The sequence below is a fragment of the Acidovorax sp. 94 genome (assembly GCF_003634645.1).
Classification (GTDB): domain Bacteria; phylum Pseudomonadota; class Gammaproteobacteria; order Burkholderiales; family Burkholderiaceae_C; genus Acidovorax; species Acidovorax facilis.
On the sequence record NZ_RBJA01000001.1, the window covers coordinates 722305 to 739518 of the forward strand.

Sequence of the window (17214 nt, forward strand, 5' to 3'; positions counted from 1 at the left end):
CTCAAGGTTCCCAAAAGGTTACATCTCCGGCACCCGGCCCTTGGGGCGGCCACCAGGCACTGCGGGCAAATGGGGGTGCAGATGTAGGGCGGTTCGGCTTACGATGTAACAATGCGTTCGGTGCATCTCCTGGCCCTGCGGTGCCTGGAATGACTGTGCAAGACGAAAGGTCGGTATGCCTTCCTGGCTGGTGGGAACCTGGAGTACGTTGTCTGCGCGAATCCGCTGGCTGGTTCTGGTGGCGACCCTGCCCGCCGTGCTGCTGGCGGTTTACCAGGCACGGTCGCACCGCATGGACGCCATCGCCGCCGCAGAGAACCAGGCTTTGGGCACGCTGCGGGCCGTGGCAGCCAGCCAGCAGCGCCTGATTCAGAACACCCGCGATTTTCTGCAGAAGCTTGCTGCCATGCCCTCGGTGCACCGGCCGGCGGAACCCGAGTGTGGAAGGTACTTGGCCGAGGTGCTGTCGCTTAACGCCACTTACGTCAACATTGGTGTGCCACAGGCCAGTGGCGACCTGCTGTGCAATGCCCGCCCGTTGAAGGCGCCCGTGAACGTGGCGAATCGGCCCTATTTCCAGCACGCCATCACCGCCCGGGAGTTCTCGGTGGGGGCTTTTCAGATCGACCGGGCTGCCCAGGTGGCGAGCGTCAACTTTGCGGTGCCTGTGGTCCCGCCGGGCAGCCAGGAGGTGGTGGGCGCTGCAGTGGCCGTGGTGTCGCTGGAATGGTGGAGCCTACGGCTTGCCGATTTGGGCCTGCCACCCGGGGCTGTGGCGCGTGTGACCGACGCCGATGGGCGCGTGGTGGCGCGTTTCCCGCCCGATGGGGCCGAACTCGGAACCCAGTTGGCCGACGCAGATTTCAGCGCGGCGCTGCAGCGCTCTGCCGAAGGGGTATTGCAGCGCAGCAATGCGGCCGGATCACACCAGTTGATGGTGTTTCAGCCGCTCATAGAGTCGGGTGGAAAAACGGTTGCCACCATGAGTCTGGCTGTGCCACTGGACCAGCTCTACGCCACGGCCAACCGCAACATGTGGACCGAGGTGGCCTTCTTGCTGGCTGGCCTTGCGCTGTCTTTCCTGCTGGCCCAGCAGGGCGTGCGGCGGGGCGTGATGAAACCATTGCGGCGCCTGTTGGACGCCACCGACGAACTGGCCCAGGGCCGTTATGCCGCCCCCCAGCCCCTCGCCACCGGCCTGGCAGAGTTGACCGAGTTGGGTCAGCGTTTTGACCGCATGGCGCTTACGCGCCAGAGCGCCGAGGCCCAGTTGCGCCAGAGTGAGGAAAACCTGTCCATCACGCTGCATTCCATTGGTGATGGGGTGGTGGCCACGGATGCGCAGGGCCATATCACACGTATGAATGCAGTGGCCGAACGCCTGACAGGCTGGCCGTTGCCCGAGGCACTGGGCAAGCCGCTGACGGACGTGTTTCGCATCGTCAATGCCAGCACGCGGGAGCCGGTGGTAGATCCGGTGCGGATGGTGGTGGCCAAGGGCGAGGTGGTGGGGCTGAGCAACCACACGACCTTGCTCGCGCGGGACGGTGCCGAGTATCAGATTGCGGACAGCGCGGCGCCCATTCGCAATGCGCAGGGGCAGATCGTCGGTGTCGTGCTGGTGTTCAGCGACGTGACCGAGGCCTACCGCGTGCGCAAGCAACTGGAAGACAACGAAGCGCGCTTTCGCACCCTGACCATCTTGTCGTCCGACTGGTACTGGGAGCAGGATGCCCAGTTCCGCCTGACCCATGTGGACGGAAGCGACAAAGACCGTCTGCTGCAGGAGGCGGCCGCGTACATGGGCAAGACGCGCTGGGAGTTGGCAGGCCCTGGGGTGAGCGAAGCCCGCTGGCAGGAGCACCGCGAGCTGCTGGAACGCCATCAGGAGTTCCGCGATTTCGAGTTCCAGCGCAAAGACCGTTCGGGCCAGCTGCACTGGCTTTCGGTGAGCGGCACACCCATTTTTGACGTGAACGGAACATTTTGCGGCTACCGGGGCGTGGGCAAGGACATCACGGCGCGCAAGCGCGATGAAAACGAACTGCGCATTGCGGCCATTGCGTTTGAGTCGCAGGAGGGCATGATCGTCACCGACCGCGAGACCGTCATCCTGCGCACGAACAGGGCCTTCACCAAAATTACGGGCTACAGCGCGGAAGATGCGGTGGGCAAGCGTTCCAGCCTTCTCGCGTCGGGCCACCATGACAAGGCCTTTTTCGACGCCATGTGGGGCAGCCTCTCGGACACCGGTGAATGGAAAGGCGAAATCTGGAACCGCTGCAAAAGCGGGGCGGTCAATCTCCACTTCATGGGCATCACCGCCGTCACGGACGGTGGGGGCGAAGTCACCCACTATGTCGGCACGCTCAGCGACATCACCCAGCGTGCCCAGGCCGCGCGCGAGATCGAGCATCTGGCCTTTTATGACCCGCTGACACACCTGCCCAACCGCCGCCTCATGCTGGACCGTCTTCAGCAGGCGTTTGCCACCAGCGCGCGCACCGGCCTGCATGGGGCGCTGTTGTGCCTCGATCTGGACCACTTCAAGACCCTGAACGACACACTGGGCCATGACATGGGTGATGTCTTGCTGCAGCAGGTTGCGCAGCGCCTGTCGGGATGCGTGCGCGAAGGCGACACCGTGGCCCGCCTGGGCGGCGATGAGTTTCTGGTGCTGCTGGAAGACCTGGATGCGCTTGCCACCGACGCGGCTGAGCAGGCACAGAATGTGTCCGAGAAAATACTTGCCGCCCTGAACCAGCCTTACCAGCTTGCCTTGCACCATGTGCACAGCACGACCAGTGTGGGAACCGTGCTGTTCAGCGGCCAAAGCCAAACGGTGGAAGACGTCGTCAAACACGCCGACCTGGCCATGTACGCCGCAAAAACAGCGGGGCGCAACGCGATCCGGTTCTTTGATCCGATGATGCAGGCGGCGGTCTCTGCCCGCGCTGCACTGGAAAACGACCTGCGAACTGCGTTGGCTGCCGGGCAGTTTTTGCTGCACTACCAGATCCAGGTGGGCTGTGGTGTACGCCCTGTCGGGGCCGAGGCGCTGATCCGCTGGCAACACCCGGAGCGCGGCATGGTCCCCCCTTATGAGTTCATTCCTTTGGCCGAAGAAACGGGGCTCATACTGCCCATAGGCCTTTGGGTGTTGCAGACCGCGTGTGCTCAGTTGCGCCGCTGGCAGGGCAACCCCGCCACTGAACAGCTGCAGTTGTCCGTGAACGTGAGCGCACGGCAGTTCCGGCAGCCCGATTTCATGGAGCAGATTCGCACCGTGTTGCTGCAAACCGGTGCGCGGCCCGACCGTTTGAAGCTGGAACTGACGGAAAGCCTGGCGCTGGACAACGTGGACGACACCATCGCGAAGATGAACGCATTGCGCGCCCTGGGTCTGCGGTTTTCTCTGGACGACTTTGGCACGGGGCAGTCATCGCTGTCCTACCTCACGCGTCTGCCGCTGGACCAGCTCAAGATCGACCAGAGCTTTGTGCGCAACATTGGCATTCAGCACACCGATGCGCTGATCGTGCAGACCATCATCGGCATGGCGCAGAGCCTGGGAATCGACGTGATCGCCGAAGGCGTGGAGACGGACGCGCAGCGGGCGTTTCTGGAAAAGCACGGCTGCACGCTCTTTCAGGGTTACCTGTTCAGCCGCCCGGTGCCTATCGGGGTGCTGGAACAGTACCTGCAGGCACGGGCAGCCTCTGTTTGAGTTCTGGCCCGTGTGTTCTGGCCCGGCTTACACCGCCATGTAGCGCCCGGGCCGATGGTTCATCGCCAGGACCAGGTTGAGCGCCACGGCCCCGGCAATGGACCAGGCAACGCGCAGGGGTTCCACCGTCCACAGCGCCAGCAGCACGATGCAGCAGTCCACCGCCATCTGGATCTTGCCGGCGCGCCATCCGTACCGGTCCTGCAGGTACAGCGCGGCAATGCCCACGCCCCCCAGGCTGCAACGGTGGCGAAACAGCACCAGAAACCCCGTGCCCGTGATCAACCCGCCTGCCACGGCCGCATACAGCGGCTGCAACTGCGCAAACTCCAGAAATTGAGTCTGCAGTTCGGTCAGCAGCGACAACAGCAGCACGGCAATAAACGTCTTGACCGTAAATGCGCGTCCCAGCTTGCGCAGGGCCAGCCAGTAAAAGGGCAGGTTCAGCACAAAGAAAATCTTGCCAAAGCCGATACCCGTGGCGTAGTGCAACAGGAACGCAAGGCCTGCGGTTCCCCCGGTCAGCAGGCCTGCGCTGGTGAAAAAAGCAACCCCTACGGAAATGAGCAGCACGCCGGTGAAGATGGCCACAGCATCTTCCGTGAGCGTGTGCGGCACCACCACAGGAGCGGCCACTTGCGCAGGGTTTGGCAGGGAAGGGGCGTGGGGTGCAGGCGGGTTGGACATGGTGAGCGCAGGCGGGCAGGGCGGCGGGTGCCGGTCAGGGGAAAGAGTCGCAGATTGAAGCATGCAAGCCCTGTGCCGAACTTGTCCGCCGTCAAGAAGCGGCATGTCTGTGGGGGCTCGGTCCTGGAAAACTGGCCGCTCCTTGGCGGTTTTTTGGCCGATTCTTGCAATCTGCTTTAGATGTAACACCTGCAACGCACAGCGATGTGGGGCTGGGGCGGCAGCGTTCCTGCGAAAATAGCGGGCTTTGCCCATTGCGGGGACCTGCTCCCTGACGCCCGCCACCCTTCGGGGGGGCCGGTGCCATGGACGCCTCAGATTGATGTACCAGCCCCACCGACTCAACAGCTCCAGACTTGTGCTTTTGCTCCAGCAATGGACGCAGCCACAAGGTGGATCGGCGCGCCAGGATGTGGCGGAGCAACTCAGCCAGTGGCTCAGTACCGTGGATGCGGTCAAGCTCAGCCGGGCGCTGCATGCTCTGGAGTCCAGCCAAACCCCGGCTGTCACTACGCTGGGGCGGGGGACGGTGGATGTGCGCGCATTGCAGGCCAGCCTTCAGTCCACCCGGGCCGAGTTGACGGACTTGGTCACGGCCAAGGCCGCGCCCGCCAAACCCGTGCGAGAGCGTGCCGACAACACCCCTGTCGACGGCCCGGACCCCGAGGCCGGGGCAGATTTTGCAGTCCACGCGGCGCGTTATCTGGCGCTACAAAAGCAGATGGATGCCAGACTGGCTGCCTTGCGCGCGCTGATTCGGCAGAGCTTGTCGATGGGCCCCGAGGGCCTGCGTCGGCTGGCCCTGCTGGATGCGGTGATGGACCAGATGCTGGGTGCGCGTGAGCAAAGGCTGTGGGCGTCGCTACCCGGCCATCTGGAGCGGCGGATGGCGCATTTGCGCGCAGCCCACCAGCAGCAGCTGGAGGCTGCAGGGCGAGACGATGAGCCGCAGCGCTGGGTGCTGCCGGGCGGCTGGCTGTTTGCCTTTGAGCAGGACTTGCGGGCGCTGCTGCTGGCCGAGCTGCAGGTGCGGCTGGAGCCCCTTGCTGGTTTGCTGGAAGCGGCGCAGAGCCATGACTCCTACCGTCCCCCCACAACCACGAAGACCCCGGAACCGGTAACAGGAATGATCGAATGAACAAGAGTGTGATGGCCGCCATCTTTGCGGTGGGCCTGGCGGTGGTGGGCTGGGTGGGATGGGGATTTGTCGGGTCGAGCCCTCTGGCGCTGGCCATGACGGTGGTGATTGCTGCCGTCTACGTGGTGGGAGCCTATGAGCTGATGCAGTTTCGGGCCGCGACTTCGTCGCTGTCCATTGCGCTGGCCGGGCCGGGGCAGCAGCCCCTGGTGGACCTGGGTGGTTGGCTGGAGCGCCTGCATTCGTCCTTGCGCAACCCGGTTCGCCAGCGGATCGACGGGGAGCGTGTGCCCCTGCCGGGGCCTGCGCTGGCGCCGTACCTGGTGGGGCTCCTGGTCATGCTGGGCATGCTGGGCACCTTTCTGGGCATGGTGGTCACCTTCAATGGCGCGGTTTTCGCACTGGAGGCCTCGTCCAGCCTGGAGTCGATCCGGGCGGCGCTGGCCGCGCCCATCAAGGGGCTGGGTCTGTCGTTTGGTACCTCGGTGGCCGGGGTGGCAGCGTCGGCTATGCTGGGGCTGATGTCCGCCCTGTGCCGCCGCGAACGGCTGGCAGCGTTGCGCATGCTGGATGCCCGCATCGCTAGTGATCTGCGCCCCTTCTCGGCAGCCCACCGGCGCCAGGAAATGTTCGAGGCCCTGCAGGCCCAGGCGCAGGCCATGCCGCTGATTGCAGAGCGCCTGCAAGGCCTGATGGAAGGGCTGGAGCGCCGCCACGAACAGTTGAACGGCCAATTGCAAGACCAACAGCAGGTGTTTCACCGCGAGGCGGCTGCGGCCTACACCCAGCTGGCCACCACCGTGGGGGCATCCCTGCACGACAGCCTGGGCGCCAGCGCCCGCATGGCGGGTGAGACGATCCGCCCGGTGGTGGAGCAGGCCATGGCAACGCTGGCGCAAGAGGCTGAGCGCTCGCACCAGCGGCTGCGCGAGGCCACTGGCGTGCAGATGCACGCCCTCACGGCCCAATGGGAGGGCACGGCCCGCCAGGTGGCGGACACCTGGACGGAGGCCTTGGACCGCCACACGCAGACGCAGGACCAGCAGGCGGCGCAGTTGGGCAGCGCGCTGCAGTCCATCACGCAGACGCTAGAGCAGCGCACCACGACGCTGCTAGCCACGTTGCAAGAGACTGTGGCCCAATCACAGGCGGCCCAACTGGCGGCCGACCAGCAGCGCCTTGCGGGCTGGAGCCAGTCCATGGAGGGCATGGCCAGCCGACTGGCGGAGCAATGGCAGCTTGCGGGTGAACAAACGGCGCAGCAGCAGCGCGGCGTCTGCCAGGCGCTCGAAGGCGCTGCCACCCAGCTCGACCAGTCGCTGCAGACGGCATCGCAGGCCTTCGAGCAGCGCACCACGACGCTGCTGGCCTCGCTGGAACAGACGGTGGAGAAAACGCAGGCCGACCAGGCAGTGGCGGATCAGCAGCGCCTTGCGGGCTGGAGCCAGTCCATGGAGGGCATGGCCAGCCGATTGGCGGAGCAATGGCAGCAGGTGGGCGAACAAACGGCGCAGCAGCAGCGCGGCGTGTGCCAGGCGCTGGAGGGCGCTGCGGCGCAGCTCACCGAGCGCATGACCGAGCAGGTCCACCAGGCCCTGGGCGGTGCCGCCCGGTTGATGGACCAGTCGGACGCACTGTTGCACACCCGCATAGAGGCCGAAGCCCGATGGGCCGACACCCAGGCCCAGCGCATGGATGCGCTCGCGGGCGTGTGGCGCACGGAATTGGTGGCGCTGCGGGATGCCGAGGCGGCACGCGGCCAGGCCGCAGTGGAGCGGCTCGATGCGCTGCAGGCCGCTGTGGCCGGGCACCTGGCCACGCTGGGTTCTGCGCTGGAAGCCCCGCTCACGCGATTGCTGCAGACGGCGTCGGATGTGCCGCAGGCCGCGGCTGAGGTGATCACCCAGTTGCGCCAGGAGATGACCCACCTGAGCGAACGCGACAACGCGGCCCTGGCAGAACGCACGGCCATGATGGAGCAACTGGGTGTGTTGCTCCAATCGGTGAACGAAGCCGCCGGGCAGCAGCGTGCGGCCATTGAATCGCTGGTGGGGTCTGCGGCCTCGGTGCTGGAGCAGGCGGGGCAGGAGTTTGCCCAGGCGCTCGGCGCGCAGGCGGGCAAGGTCGATGAAGTGTCGGCACACGTGGCCGCCAGCGCGGTGGAGCTGTCGAGCCTGGGTGAGTCCTTTGGCCATGGCGTGGAGCTGTTCACGGCCAGCAACGAAAAGCTGATGGACAGCCTGCAGCGCATCGAAGGCGCCATTGGCCAGTCCATGAGCCGCAGCGATGAGCAGCTGGCCTACTACGTGGCACAGGCCCGCGAGGTGATCGACCTGAGCATTTCTTCGCAGCAGGGCATCGTGGAAGACCTGCGCCGCCTCAACGGGCAGATGGCCGCAGCGGTGCAGGGAGTCGCCGCGTGACCGGCCTGGACGACACGCTGGACGATGCCACCGAACAGACGGCCCCGGTGTGGGCCGTATTTGGCGACCTCATGGCGGGCTTGCTGGGTGCGTTTGTGCTGATTCTGGTGGGCGTGCTGGTGGTACAGATCGACCTGGTGGCCAGCCTCAAGCAGGAAGTGGAAAAGCGGCAGATGGAAGAAAAGCGCCGCATGGCGCTGGAAAAAGCACTGGCGATTCCGCTGGCCAGCGGCCGCGTCACGGTCAATGAAGGCCGTATCGGCATCAGCGGCAGCGTGCTGTTTGCGGCGGGCTCTGCCGAGTTGCGCCCTGAAGGCCGGCAACTGCTCCAGAGCCTGGTGCAGCCGCTGCAGGTGTACCTGCGCGAACGTGACGAGATGCTGATGGTGAGTGGCTTTACCGACAACACCACGCTGCTGCAAGGGCGCCACCAGCGTTTTGCCGACAACCTGGAGCTGTCGGCCCAGCGCGCGTTGACCGTGACCCGCGCCCTGATCGAAGAGGACATGCCCTCGTCCCAGGTGTTTGCTGCGGCCTTTGGCGCCGAGCAGCCGGTGGCAGACAACGCCGACGAAAAGGGGCGGGCACAGAACCGCCGCGTGGAGATGGCCCCCGTACCGCGCGCTGCCCAGGCCAAGCCCGCCCGCAATGAGTGAGCCCACCCTGGAGTCCCTGCGGGCCGAAGGCGCGCAGCACCACGACCCGGTGCGCTTTCGGTACCTGGAGGTGCTGGCCGCGCGCCTGCCTGCGCAGCCCCCCGCCGTACAGCAGGTGCTGGCCCGCAGGCTGCAGGCCGCCTTGGTGGACTACGCCAGGCGCACCCGGACACCTCCCCGCCAGCCACTGGCCGCCACAGCGCCAGCCGGTGCACCATCTGCACTGGCGCAACTGAACCGCGATCTCAGTACCCGCGCCCAGGCCGACGCAGACAGCGTGCTGGTGGGCGGTGGCGCCAGTGTGTCGGACATGAAGAGCGTGCGCCGTTTCAGCGAAGTCTGGTCCAAGATTGCTGCGGAACAACAGGTGGCCCAGGCCTTCACGCGTGGGCCGGAAAACGCGGGGCCGTTGAATGCGCACCGCCTCATGCTGCGCTCCCTGGCCTTGATGCGGTCCCTGTCGCCGGACTACCTGCGGCATTTTTTATCGCAGATGGACAGCCTGCTGTGGCTAGAGCAGGCCGCTGCAAAGCCAGCCAGGGCACCCCTCAAGCCAGGTCGTGTGGCTCGCTCCTCCAAGCACTGAGTGCGCAGGCTGCGACTGGGGAAGCCGGGTGCGCAGTTTTCAGACGCCGTGGTCGTCGGGCTGCACGGTGCGGATCGCTGTTTCCTCCAGCGCCTGGTCCATCAGCACAGTGACTTCTGCCGCCGGCACCATGGGCCGGAAAGCACTCACGTGGGAGCGCCCGATGTTGCCCAACGGCAGCCGTGCCAGCAGGTGCCCCAGGGGCACCAGGGCCAGCCGCAGCAGCTGGCCGGTGGCCTCGCGCGCATCTCCCAGTGCGAGGGCGTAGCGCAGCATGGCGGTGTGTGACCGCCAGTGCAGGGGCAATGAGGACTGCCCCAGCACGTGGGCGGCCTCCAGCCAACGCCAGCGCTGGGCGGGGGGCGCGTCAGGCTGGCGTGCAAAGCTGGCCAGCAGGTGGTTGAACGCGGCGCGCCTGTGTAGCGCGGTGGGGGCGGAGCCCCCGGCGACATGCTGCGCGGCCAGTTGGCGCCAGCGCCTTTGGCGGTGCCGGTAAAACACCTGGGCAAACAGGGCGCTCAGCGGTGTCATCAGCCAGGGCAGGTGGCGCGCAACCACCTCGATGTCATCGGTGTACAGCGTGCGGCCATCGGGCAGGGGCTGCAGGGTGATGCGGTGGTCCCAGCGGCGCATGAGCACGCCTTCTCCGTTGTCGCGCAGCGTGGGCCAGCCGCCCCTTTGTGCAGCCGGCTCGATGGAGATGCGCACGGTTTGCGGGCCCATGGGCAAAACGCCCAGCAACCGCATGTGCAGCGCCAGCTCGCCGGGAGCCCAGTGCGTGGGCCATTCCGTGCCCCGTGCGGGGTGAAACTGGATGAGCGGCGCGGTGATGTGGCGGAACACAGCGGTGCTTTGCAGCTGCGCAGCCACCCATTCAGGCGGGGCGCTCAACGGAGTCGATAGGCGCACGCGCATGGATCAGTGCCCTTGCGGTTGTGGCTGTGCGGTGGTGCTGGCCAGCTCTTGCCGCGCGTGGCGTATCACGCTCCAGCCGCCGCTGATGGCCAGGCCTGCCATGATGGCCGCCACCGCCAGATCGGGCCAGGCGGTGCCGGTGCCCAACACGCCCAGGGCAGCGCCCATCACCGCCAGGTTGCCCAGCGCATCGTTGCGGGTGCACAGCCACACGCCGCGCATGTTGGCGTCGCCCTCCCGGTAGGCATAGAGCAGGGCGGCCACGCCCAGGTTGGCCGCCAGCGCCAGCAGGCCCACGCTGCCCATGGTGAAGGGCTCGGGCGGTGTGCCTTGCCACGCACCCCAGGCCACGCGCCCAATCACGAACACGCCAAACGCCAGCATGCTGGCCCCCTTGACCAGGGCGGCGCGGGCGCGCCAAGTGAGGGCCATGGCCAGCACCCACAGCGACAGGCCGTAGTTGGCGGCATCCCCCAGAAAATCGATGGCATCGGCCAGCAGCGATGCCGAACCCGACTGGGTACCCGCCCCCAGCTCCACCACAAACATGGCAGCGTTGACGACAAGCGCTATCCACAAGATGCGGCGGTAGCGCGGGTCGGCGGCGGCAGGGCCAGTGGCGCAATGGTCGTCGTGGCAGTGGGCAGACATGGGGGTTCTCCGTGCAGTTTTGAAAGCGATGGCATGATTGGAAACCTTGAAGTCACTTGAAGGTCAAGCCATGGATCAGAACGCTGTGCAGTTTCGCATTGGCGAGGCCGCCCTGCAGTCCGGGGTGGCTGCCGCCAACATCCGCTACTACGAGAAGGAGGGGCTGTTGCCCCCCGGCGTGCGGGGCGACAACAGCTACCGCCTGTACAGCGGCGCGGACGTGCACCAGCTGCGCTTCATCCGCCTTTGCCGGGCCATGGACATGTCTCTGCATGAAGTGCGCACCCTGTTGGCACTGGACTGGAGCCGCAAAGAAGACTGTGACGCTGCACGCGACACGCTGGATGACCATCTGCAGCATGTGCGTGCCCGCCTGGCAGAGCTGCAGACCCTGGAGGCCGACCTGCTCGCGCTGCGCAACCGCTGCGATGGGACGGATGCCCACTGTCACATCATCGAAGCCCTGCACGCGCGTGCGGATGCGCCGCCCGCTGTGCCGTTCGCCACCGCTGCGGCAAAGCGGCATGTGTAGCCCGGTCTGCCGTGGGCGCTTGCAAGCACCAGCTTCCACAAGGATGTGAGTAGCTGTTTCTTTTGTGTTTGAAAATGCTATAAAAATAATAGCTGTTTTCGCTTGTCTATCAAGCGCTAGATGCCAAAAACATCGAAAAATTTCTATGGCAGTCCACCGTCAACGCTCTCTGTGAGTGCCCCGCTATGATCCGACCATGATTTCGCGCTTGCCCGGCCTCTCCCTGCCCGAACGTGTGTGGAACACCGCGCGGCGCTGGGCGGTCGCCTGGTGGCGCATCTTGTATCTGGGAGCGGTGGTGCTGGTGCTGGTGTTGTCGCCGTCCAGCTATGGCAAGGGCACGCGCAGGGCGCTGGCACGCCACCTGTATCTCGACACCGCCCCGGTGCTGCTCGGCTTTACGGTGCTGGCTGCCCTGATCAGCCTGGTGCTCACGCGCATCGTGGTGGTCACGGCGCTCAGCTATGGCCTGTCGCGCTATGCGCTGGAGATGGTGATCCGCGTGCTGGTGCTGGAGCTGATCCCGCTCACGGCGGCGCTGTTCGTCGCCATGCGCTGCACCATCCCCAATGGCTCGCAGATCACGCGGCTGCGGCAAACCGGACGGTTCGACGCGCTGCGCGCCCACGGCTCGGACCCGGTGCGCATCGAGCTTCTGCCGCGCGTGATCGCTGGAGTGTTCGCCTGCATCACGCTCGCCGCGCTCAGCTGTGTGGTGGCCCTGGTGCTGGCGTACCTGGGGGTGTATGGTTTCAACTTGGCGGGGCTGCCCAGCTACACCCGCATGTTTGGCCAGGTGTTCACGCCCAGCGTGACGATGGTGTTCGCGCTCAAGACCGTGTTCTTCAGCCTGGCCGTAGCGCTGATCCCCATGGCGGCAGGCCTGTACGACACGGGCGACCGTACCCAGCCCGATTCGGAACTGGGCGGCCTGGCCCGCATGTTTGCCGTGCTGCTGATGATCGAGGTGGCCTCGCTCATGGGCAACTACTACTGACCGATGTCTGCTGACACCCGACTACACCATCCCTTTACGGCGACCCACCTTCCGGCACCATGAACGACGAGAACCACAACGCCCGCCAAACGCCGCCCCCAGGGCCAGCCCCGGCTTCTCCTGCCACCGACGTGGCGCCCGTGGAAACCCTGCGCCCGGTGGCTTACCTGGAGATCAAGGCGGCGGCGTTGCTGCTGTTCACGGTGGCCCTCATCGTCGGGTCGGGCCTGTACCTGCTGTATGCGCGTGGTGCGTTCGAGCCCACGCAGACCCTGGTGTTGACTGCCGACGACTCTGAAGGCGTGGTGGTGGGCATGGACATGACGTTCTCGGGTTTCCCCATTGGCCGCGTGCGCCGTATCGAACTGGCCGAAACCGGCAACGCCCGCATCATCGTGGACGTGCCCCGCAAGGACGCGCACTGGCTGCGTGAATCCAGCGTGTTCACCCTGGTGCGGGGCATTGTGGGTGGCACCAATATCCGCGCCTACACCGGCATGCTGAACGACAAGCTCCTGCCCGATGGTGCCGTGCGCCCCGTGCTGCGTGGCGACGCCACCGCCGAAATCCCGCAGCTCATGGCCTCGGCGCGCGAACTGCTGTCTAACCTCAATGCGCTCACGGCGCAGGACGCTGCCCTGGGCAGCAGCCTGACCAATGTGCAGGCGCTCACCGAACGCCTCAACGGCCCTGGCGGCATGCTCGGAGTGCTGATGGGCAATGAGACCGACGGGAAGAAAATTGTTGCCACGCTAGACCGCACCAATGCCCTGCTGGCGCGCCTGGATGGCATGGCGGCGCGGGCTGACAAACAGGTATTTGGTGCCGAAGGCAGCAAGGAAGCGCTGGTACCTGAGGTGCGCGCCACCGTGGCCCAGCTCAATGGCTTGTTGGCCGACACCCGCACCAGCCTGAAAAAGGTGGATGCGGTGCTGGTGGAGGCCCAGGCCATTGGCGCCAATGCCCGCGAAGCCACCACCGACCTGGGGGCCCTGCGCGCCGAGGTGGAAAGCAATCTGCGCAAGGTAGAAAGCCTGGTCAACGAAATCAACCGCAAATGGCCTTTTGCGCGGGATACGGAACTCAAGCTGCCATGAAGCCCTTTTCAGTTTCTGCATTCCCTTCGAAGCCCATGCACCTGGCCAGGCCACTGCGGGTGTCATTGCTGGGAGCTGTGGTCGTTGCGGCGGCCTTGTTGTCCGCATGCTCCAGCAAACCTCCCGTGCCCGACTGGCAGATGAACGCTCAAGGCTCAGCCCAGAAGGCCCTCGAAGCCTATCTGTCGGGCAACCCCCGCGTCGAGCAGCTCGAATGGGACCGCGCCCGGGCTGAAGTGGCCCGCACGGGGCGCCCAGACCTGCTGGCCCGTCTGGAACTGATGCGCTGCGCTGCGCAGGTCGCCAGCTTGGTACCTGGCCCCTGCGAGCGCTTTGAACCACTGCGCGCCGACGCCGCCGCGCCCGAGCGCGCTTATGCCGACTATCTGGGGGGGCGAGTACAGCCCCAGGACGTGGGCTTGCTGCCCGAAGCGCAGCGCAAGGTAGCTGCATTGGGCGATGCATCTGCATTGCCCGCTTTGGAAGACCCGCTGTCGCGTCTCGTGGCGGCTGGGGTGCTGTTTCAGTCGGGGCGCGCCAGCCCGGCGGTGATCGCTATCGCTGCTGACACAGCCTCTGCCCAGGGCTGGCGCAGACCGTTGATGGCCTGGCTCAATGTGCAGGTGCAACGCGCTGAAGCTGCGGGCGACCAACAAGCCACTGCTGCGCTGCGTCGGCGCATTGCCATCGTGGAGCAGGGTGCACCGCAGCGCTGAGGCGCGAACGGCTACCGCAGGCGTGCCTGCAATTGCGTTTCGATGTGTTCCCGCTCCAGCGCAAACTGCTGAGCGGTGATCTCATTGGCTTCGTATTTGCGGGCGGTGGATAAAAGCAGCACCGTGTTTTCCAGGCGCGTGTCTTGTTGCAACGAGGGCGGCAGGGCGGTCAGGCGGTCAAAACTCTGCTTGTAGAGTTCGCTCCAGCTCAGCGCCCCGGCCTGGGCTTGGGCGCGCGCACCGTCATGCCAGCGCGCGAATTCTTCGAGGGAGCCATCCCTCGGGCTGGTGCATCCCCCCATCGCCACCAGCAGCGCTGTCGCCGCCACAGGCCACGCGAAGAAGCGAGCAGAAAAAAGGCTTGCAGAGATTCGAAAACGTGTGGTCACGATCGTCCTCCATTCTGGATTGCCACCGAAAATCCCGGTGCGCAGCGCCAGATGGTACTCCGATGCTATGCTTTTTGCTACCCATGGCGAGTAGGCGTGCTAAACCACTCCACCTCATGCACAAGTTCACTCAAACAGACTGGAGGGAAAGATCTGGTCCAGCCCACTGGGCAAAAGCGGCATCGAATCCACCGACTGCACGGTCACATCGGGCGTCAACAACGATGCCGCCGCCAGTACCGCAAGCACAACCGTGCCGGCAAACGCAGCGAGGGCGCGGGTTCCGGGTGTCAAGGGGTGGCGCTTCATGGCGGATCCTTTGTCAAAAAGGTGGGAGTCCCAATGAGCTCCCGGGTCAGCCTCAATGGCTGGTGGAGAGGATTTCAGCAAAACGCGCGGTCAGCGTCTGTCAGACAAGTGCGACATCCGCAGATGCCCCCGGTTTGTTGCCTTTGGTTGCAAGTCATTCAGAAGCTTGGTTGTGCTCAGATGTTCCGTAGAGCGAGCATGCCATGACACTAGGAGTCCAGCGTGGTCCTTGTCCCACCGCGCTGCACCTGGCAGGAGTCCAAAGACGGAAGCCAATCGGCCGAAGCCGGCGCTGGCGCAGAGCGCATGGGCGCGAACTTGAATGGGTGACGGGGGTAGGTTGTTGCCAGCGCTGCCCGCCCCTGCGGCGAAATGGCAAGAACCTCTGCTTTTTGCTCCTTGGCACGCACATCAGTAACCTGCACCTCTACGAGCTGAGCAGCCGCCAGCACCCGAAGCTTGTCAACGTCGCAGGGCTTCTCGATCATCATGGGCAGCTTGCTCTGTGCAAGGACGAACAGTAGCTCCATGGGCATAGGTGCACTCCTTTTGGGTGGAGTCATTTATTGTGAATAGTGCGCCGCGGCGTGACAACCAATCACACGTTTTGCAACAAATCGGCGGGTTTGGTCCCACCGCTCCCGGCATTTCGCGAGGCGGGAAGGAGGCGCTGAAAGCGCTCCGTGTCACTTGAGAGGCCGAAACGAAAAAAGCGCCCCGAAGGACGCTTTTTGATTTTTGGCGGAGAGGGCGGGATTCGAACCCGCGGTGGGTATTAGCCCACACACGCTTTCCAGGCGTGCGACTTAAACCGCTCATCCACCTCTCCGAAGCCCTCGATTATAGCCATAGGAAAAGGGATATCTGGGCTGACGGTAGCCGTTGCCTCGAAAAAAGCTTTGCTTGCGCTCAGGCCGCTTTCTGTGAAGCTTGCACCATCTTCATCGCCGACCCGATCAGCGCAGACACCTCCGTCATGTTGCTCGGCACGATAAGTGTGGTGTTGGAGTCTGCTGCCACCTGGCTGTAGGCTTCCACGGCCTTCTCGGCCACCTTGAGCTGTACAGCCTGTTCGCCACCGGGTTGGCGGATGGCCGAGGCCACACGCTCGATTGCCTGGGCGTTGGCTTCGGCCACGGCCTTGATCGATTCTGCCTCGCCTTGGGCCTTGTTGATGACGGCCTGCTTTTCGCCCTCGGATCGGGCGATGAAGGCCTCGCGTTCGCCGGTGGCGATGTTGATCTGTTCCTGGCGGCGGCCTTCAGATGCGGCGATCAACGCGCGTTTTTCGCGTTCTGCAGTGATCTGGGCCTGCATGGCGTGCAGGATTTCCTTGGGTGGTGTCAGGTCCTTGATTTCATAGCGCAGCACTTTCACGCCCCAGTTGAGGGCAGCTTCGTCGATGGCCTGTACGACCTGGGCGTTGATGATGTCGCGCTCTTCAAAGGTTTTGTCCAGCTCCAGCTTGCCGATGACCGAGCGCAGCGAGGTCTGCGCCAGTTGCGTCACGGCCATGATGTAGTTGCTGGAGCCGTAGCTGGCGCGCATAGGGTCGGTCACCTGAAAGTACAGGATGCCGTCCACTTGAAGCTGGGTGTTGTCGCGCGTGATGCAAACCTGGCTGGGCACGTCGAGCGGGATTTCCTTGAGGCTGTGTTTGTAGGCGACCTTGTCGACAAAAGGTACCAGGAAGTTCAGTCCCGGTGTGAGCGTGCCCGCGTACTTGCCCAGGCGCTCCTTGACCCAGGCATTTTGCTGGGGCACGACCTTGACGGACCGCGCGATGAAAATGACGGCAATGATGAGAATGACGATGGCAATTTCCATGAGGAGCCTCTTTTTCGTTGTTGATTTGTGAAGGTGAGCGACAGCGGGATTTTTAGAGAGGGTCTACCAGCAGGCGATTGCCCACCAGTTCAGCAACCCGGTGCATGCCCGTGGAGGGGGTGACTCCGGGACGGTGGATGGCTGTCCAGGTGGCACCCCGGTACTTCACGGTGGTGGTGCCATCAGCGTTCCAGCCCTCGATGAGAATGGTTTCGCCCACGTCCATGTTCACACTGCGATCCGCACGGGCAGAGGGATCTCCGGGCCGTTTTTTCTTGAGGTAGTACCAGCCCACCACTGCGCCCCCGCCCACAACAGCCGCTGCCACGATCTGCGCGGTAGTTGGCAACCCCAGATGGGCCGCCAGGGCCGCTGCCACCAGGCCAATGGCCACCATGAGCAGATAGAACGTACCGGTGAGCAGCTCTGCAACGACCACAGCCCCCGCTGCGAGCCACCAGATGGTGGATTCCTCCATAGCCAACTCCTTGTTGTGGTTGTGTTTAGTGCACCACATTCTGGGACAAAAGGGTTGCAGTTCAAAGGCGCGTCAAGGTTATTCCT

17 protein-coding genes and 1 tRNA gene are annotated in these 17214 nt (G+C 64.8%); 9 read left to right on the top strand and 9 right to left on the bottom strand.

The window, feature by feature from the left end; genetic code table 11:
• The first annotated feature begins 175 nt into the window (after positions 1–175).
• Positions 176–3727: an EAL domain-containing protein gene (locus C8C94_RS03380; RefSeq protein ID WP_121419709.1), complete on the top strand. Its 3552-nt coding sequence runs from the start codon at positions 176–178 to the stop codon at positions 3725–3727.
• A 27-nt stretch (positions 3728–3754) separates the two neighbouring features.
• Here C8C94_RS03380 and C8C94_RS03385 read toward each other — a convergent pair whose 3' ends face one another.
• Positions 3755–4414, bottom strand: coding sequence for a YitT family protein (locus tag C8C94_RS03385; RefSeq protein ID WP_121419710.1), 660 nt, complete (start codon positions 4412–4414; stop codon positions 3755–3757).
• Positions 4415–4736: 322 nt separating this feature from the next.
• Here C8C94_RS03385 and C8C94_RS03390 point away from each other — a divergent pair, with 322 nt between their 5' ends.
• From C8C94_RS03390 to C8C94_RS03405, 4 genes are read left to right on the top strand one after another with little or no spacing between them, the layout of a single operon-like run.
• On the top strand, positions 4737–5552 hold the full coding sequence (locus C8C94_RS03390; RefSeq protein WP_121419711.1) for a DUF3348 family protein: 816 nt from the start codon (positions 4737–4739) through the stop codon (positions 5550–5552).
• Positions 5549–7975: a DUF802 domain-containing protein gene (locus tag C8C94_RS03395; protein ID WP_121419712.1), complete on the top strand. Its 2427-nt coding sequence runs from the start codon at positions 5549–5551 to the stop codon at positions 7973–7975. The genes C8C94_RS03390 and C8C94_RS03395 overlap by 4 nt, the downstream gene beginning before the upstream one ends.
• Positions 7972–8631 (top strand): OmpA family protein, encoded by a 660-nt coding sequence (locus tag C8C94_RS03400; protein WP_055393450.1) that lies wholly within the window; start codon positions 7972–7974, stop codon positions 8629–8631. The genes C8C94_RS03395 and C8C94_RS03400 overlap by 4 nt, the downstream gene beginning before the upstream one ends.
• Positions 8624–9217, top strand: a complete 594-nt coding sequence (locus tag C8C94_RS03405) for a DUF2894 domain-containing protein (RefSeq protein WP_121419713.1) — start codon at positions 8624–8626, stop codon at positions 9215–9217. Before C8C94_RS03400 ends, C8C94_RS03405 begins: the two co-directional genes overlap by 8 nt.
• Before the next feature lie 39 nt (positions 9218–9256).
• Here C8C94_RS03405 and C8C94_RS26015 read toward each other — a convergent pair whose 3' ends face one another.
• Both C8C94_RS26015 and C8C94_RS03415 read right to left on the bottom strand, forming a co-directional pair.
• Complete coding sequence (locus tag C8C94_RS26015; RefSeq protein ID WP_370449720.1) at positions 9257–10132, bottom strand: DUF3703 domain-containing protein; 876 nt, start codon at positions 10130–10132, stop codon at positions 9257–9259.
• Between the two features lie 3 nt (positions 10133–10135).
• Entirely contained in the window at positions 10136–10783 is a 648-nt protein-coding gene (locus C8C94_RS03415; protein WP_121419714.1) for a cation transporter, read from the bottom strand.
• A 70-nt stretch (positions 10784–10853) separates the two neighbouring features.
• Here C8C94_RS03415 and C8C94_RS03420 point away from each other — a divergent pair, with 70 nt between their 5' ends.
• From C8C94_RS03420 to C8C94_RS03435, 4 genes are all read left to right on the top strand, one after another.
• A complete protein-coding gene (locus tag C8C94_RS03420; protein ID WP_121419715.1) occupies positions 10854–11315 on the top strand; it encodes a Cd(II)/Pb(II)-responsive transcriptional regulator in 462 nt (153 codons plus the stop codon).
• Positions 11316–11511: 196 nt separating this feature from the next.
• The gene (locus C8C94_RS03425) at positions 11512–12312 is read left to right on the top strand and encodes an ABC transporter permease (protein ID WP_055393443.1); all 801 of its coding nucleotides are present in this window, start codon (positions 11512–11514) and stop codon (positions 12310–12312) included.
• 59 nt (positions 12313–12371) lie between these two features.
• Entirely contained in the window at positions 12372–13409 is a 1038-nt protein-coding gene (locus C8C94_RS03430; protein ID WP_199731178.1) for an MlaD family protein, read from the top strand.
• 35 nt (positions 13410–13444) lie between these two features.
• Positions 13445–14125, top strand: a complete 681-nt coding sequence (locus tag C8C94_RS03435; protein WP_121419716.1) for a hypothetical protein — start codon at positions 13445–13447, stop codon at positions 14123–14125.
• A gap of 11 nt (positions 14126–14136) precedes the next feature.
• On the opposite strand, the gene C8C94_RS03440 is transcribed toward C8C94_RS03435, so the two are convergent.
• The 6 genes from C8C94_RS03440 to C8C94_RS03465 form a co-directional block, all read right to left on the bottom strand.
• The gene (locus C8C94_RS03440; RefSeq protein ID WP_233573378.1) at positions 14137–14514 is read right to left on the bottom strand and encodes a hypothetical protein; all 378 of its coding nucleotides are present in this window, start codon (positions 14512–14514) and stop codon (positions 14137–14139) included.
• 126 nt (positions 14515–14640) lie between these two features.
• On the bottom strand, positions 14641–14823 hold the full coding sequence (locus C8C94_RS03445) for a hypothetical protein (protein ID WP_121419717.1): 183 nt from the start codon (positions 14821–14823) through the stop codon (positions 14641–14643).
• Between the two features lie 209 nt (positions 14824–15032).
• Positions 15033–15353 (bottom strand): hypothetical protein, encoded by a 321-nt coding sequence (locus C8C94_RS03450; protein ID WP_233573379.1) that lies wholly within the window; start codon positions 15351–15353, stop codon positions 15033–15035.
• 209 nt (positions 15354–15562) lie between these two features.
• Positions 15563–15652: transfer RNA gene (locus C8C94_RS03455), tRNA-Ser, on the bottom strand.
• Positions 15653–15732: 80 nt separating this feature from the next.
• The gene (locus C8C94_RS03460; protein ID WP_055401799.1) at positions 15733–16650 is read right to left on the bottom strand and encodes an SPFH domain-containing protein; all 918 of its coding nucleotides are present in this window, start codon (positions 16648–16650) and stop codon (positions 15733–15735) included.
• 52 nt (positions 16651–16702) lie between these two features.
• On the bottom strand, positions 16703–17128 hold the full coding sequence (locus C8C94_RS03465; protein ID WP_199731180.1) for an NfeD family protein: 426 nt from the start codon (positions 17126–17128) through the stop codon (positions 16703–16705).
• Between the last annotated feature and the right edge of the window lie 86 nt (positions 17129–17214).

Excerpts from the sequence above, each read along its gene's own strand:
- C8C94_RS03430 (WP_199731178.1), top strand. The coding sequence starts at position 12,372 with ATGAACGACGAGAACCACAACGCCCGCCAAACGCCGCCCCCAGGGCCA.
- C8C94_RS03415 (WP_121419714.1), bottom strand. The coding sequence starts at position 10,783 with ATGTCTGCCCACTGCCACGACGACCATTGCGCCACTGGCCCTGCCGCC.
- C8C94_RS03420 (WP_121419715.1), top strand. The coding sequence starts at position 10,854 with ATGGATCAGAACGCTGTGCAGTTTCGCATTGGCGAGGCCGCCCTGCAG.
- C8C94_RS03405 (WP_121419713.1), top strand. The coding sequence starts at position 8,624 with ATGAGTGAGCCCACCCTGGAGTCCCTGCGGGCCGAAGGCGCGCAGCAC.
- C8C94_RS03450 (WP_233573379.1), bottom strand. The coding sequence starts at position 15,353 with ATGGAGCTACTGTTCGTCCTTGCACAGAGCAAGCTGCCCATGATGATC.
- C8C94_RS03385 (WP_121419710.1), bottom strand. The coding sequence starts at position 4,414 with ATGTCCAACCCGCCTGCACCCCACGCCCCTTCCCTGCCAAACCCTGCG.
- C8C94_RS03445 (WP_121419717.1), bottom strand. The coding sequence starts at position 14,823 with ATGAAGCGCCACCCCTTGACACCCGGAACCCGCGCCCTCGCTGCGTTT.
- C8C94_RS26015 (WP_370449720.1), bottom strand. The coding sequence starts at position 10,132 with ATGCGCGTGCGCCTATCGACTCCGTTGAGCGCCCCGCCTGAATGGGTG.
- C8C94_RS03390 (WP_121419711.1), top strand. The coding sequence starts at position 4,737 with ATGTACCAGCCCCACCGACTCAACAGCTCCAGACTTGTGCTTTTGCTC.
- C8C94_RS03395 (WP_121419712.1), top strand. The coding sequence starts at position 5,549 with ATGAACAAGAGTGTGATGGCCGCCATCTTTGCGGTGGGCCTGGCGGTG.
- C8C94_RS03425 (WP_055393443.1), top strand. The coding sequence starts at position 11,512 with ATGATTTCGCGCTTGCCCGGCCTCTCCCTGCCCGAACGTGTGTGGAAC.
- C8C94_RS03460 (WP_055401799.1), bottom strand. The coding sequence starts at position 16,650 with ATGGAAATTGCCATCGTCATTCTCATCATTGCCGTCATTTTCATCGCG.
- C8C94_RS03435 (WP_121419716.1), top strand. The coding sequence starts at position 13,445 with ATGCACCTGGCCAGGCCACTGCGGGTGTCATTGCTGGGAGCTGTGGTC.
- C8C94_RS03465 (WP_199731180.1), bottom strand. The coding sequence starts at position 17,128 with ATGGAGGAATCCACCATCTGGTGGCTCGCAGCGGGGGCTGTGGTCGTT.
- C8C94_RS03380 (WP_121419709.1), top strand. The coding sequence starts at position 176 with ATGCCTTCCTGGCTGGTGGGAACCTGGAGTACGTTGTCTGCGCGAATC.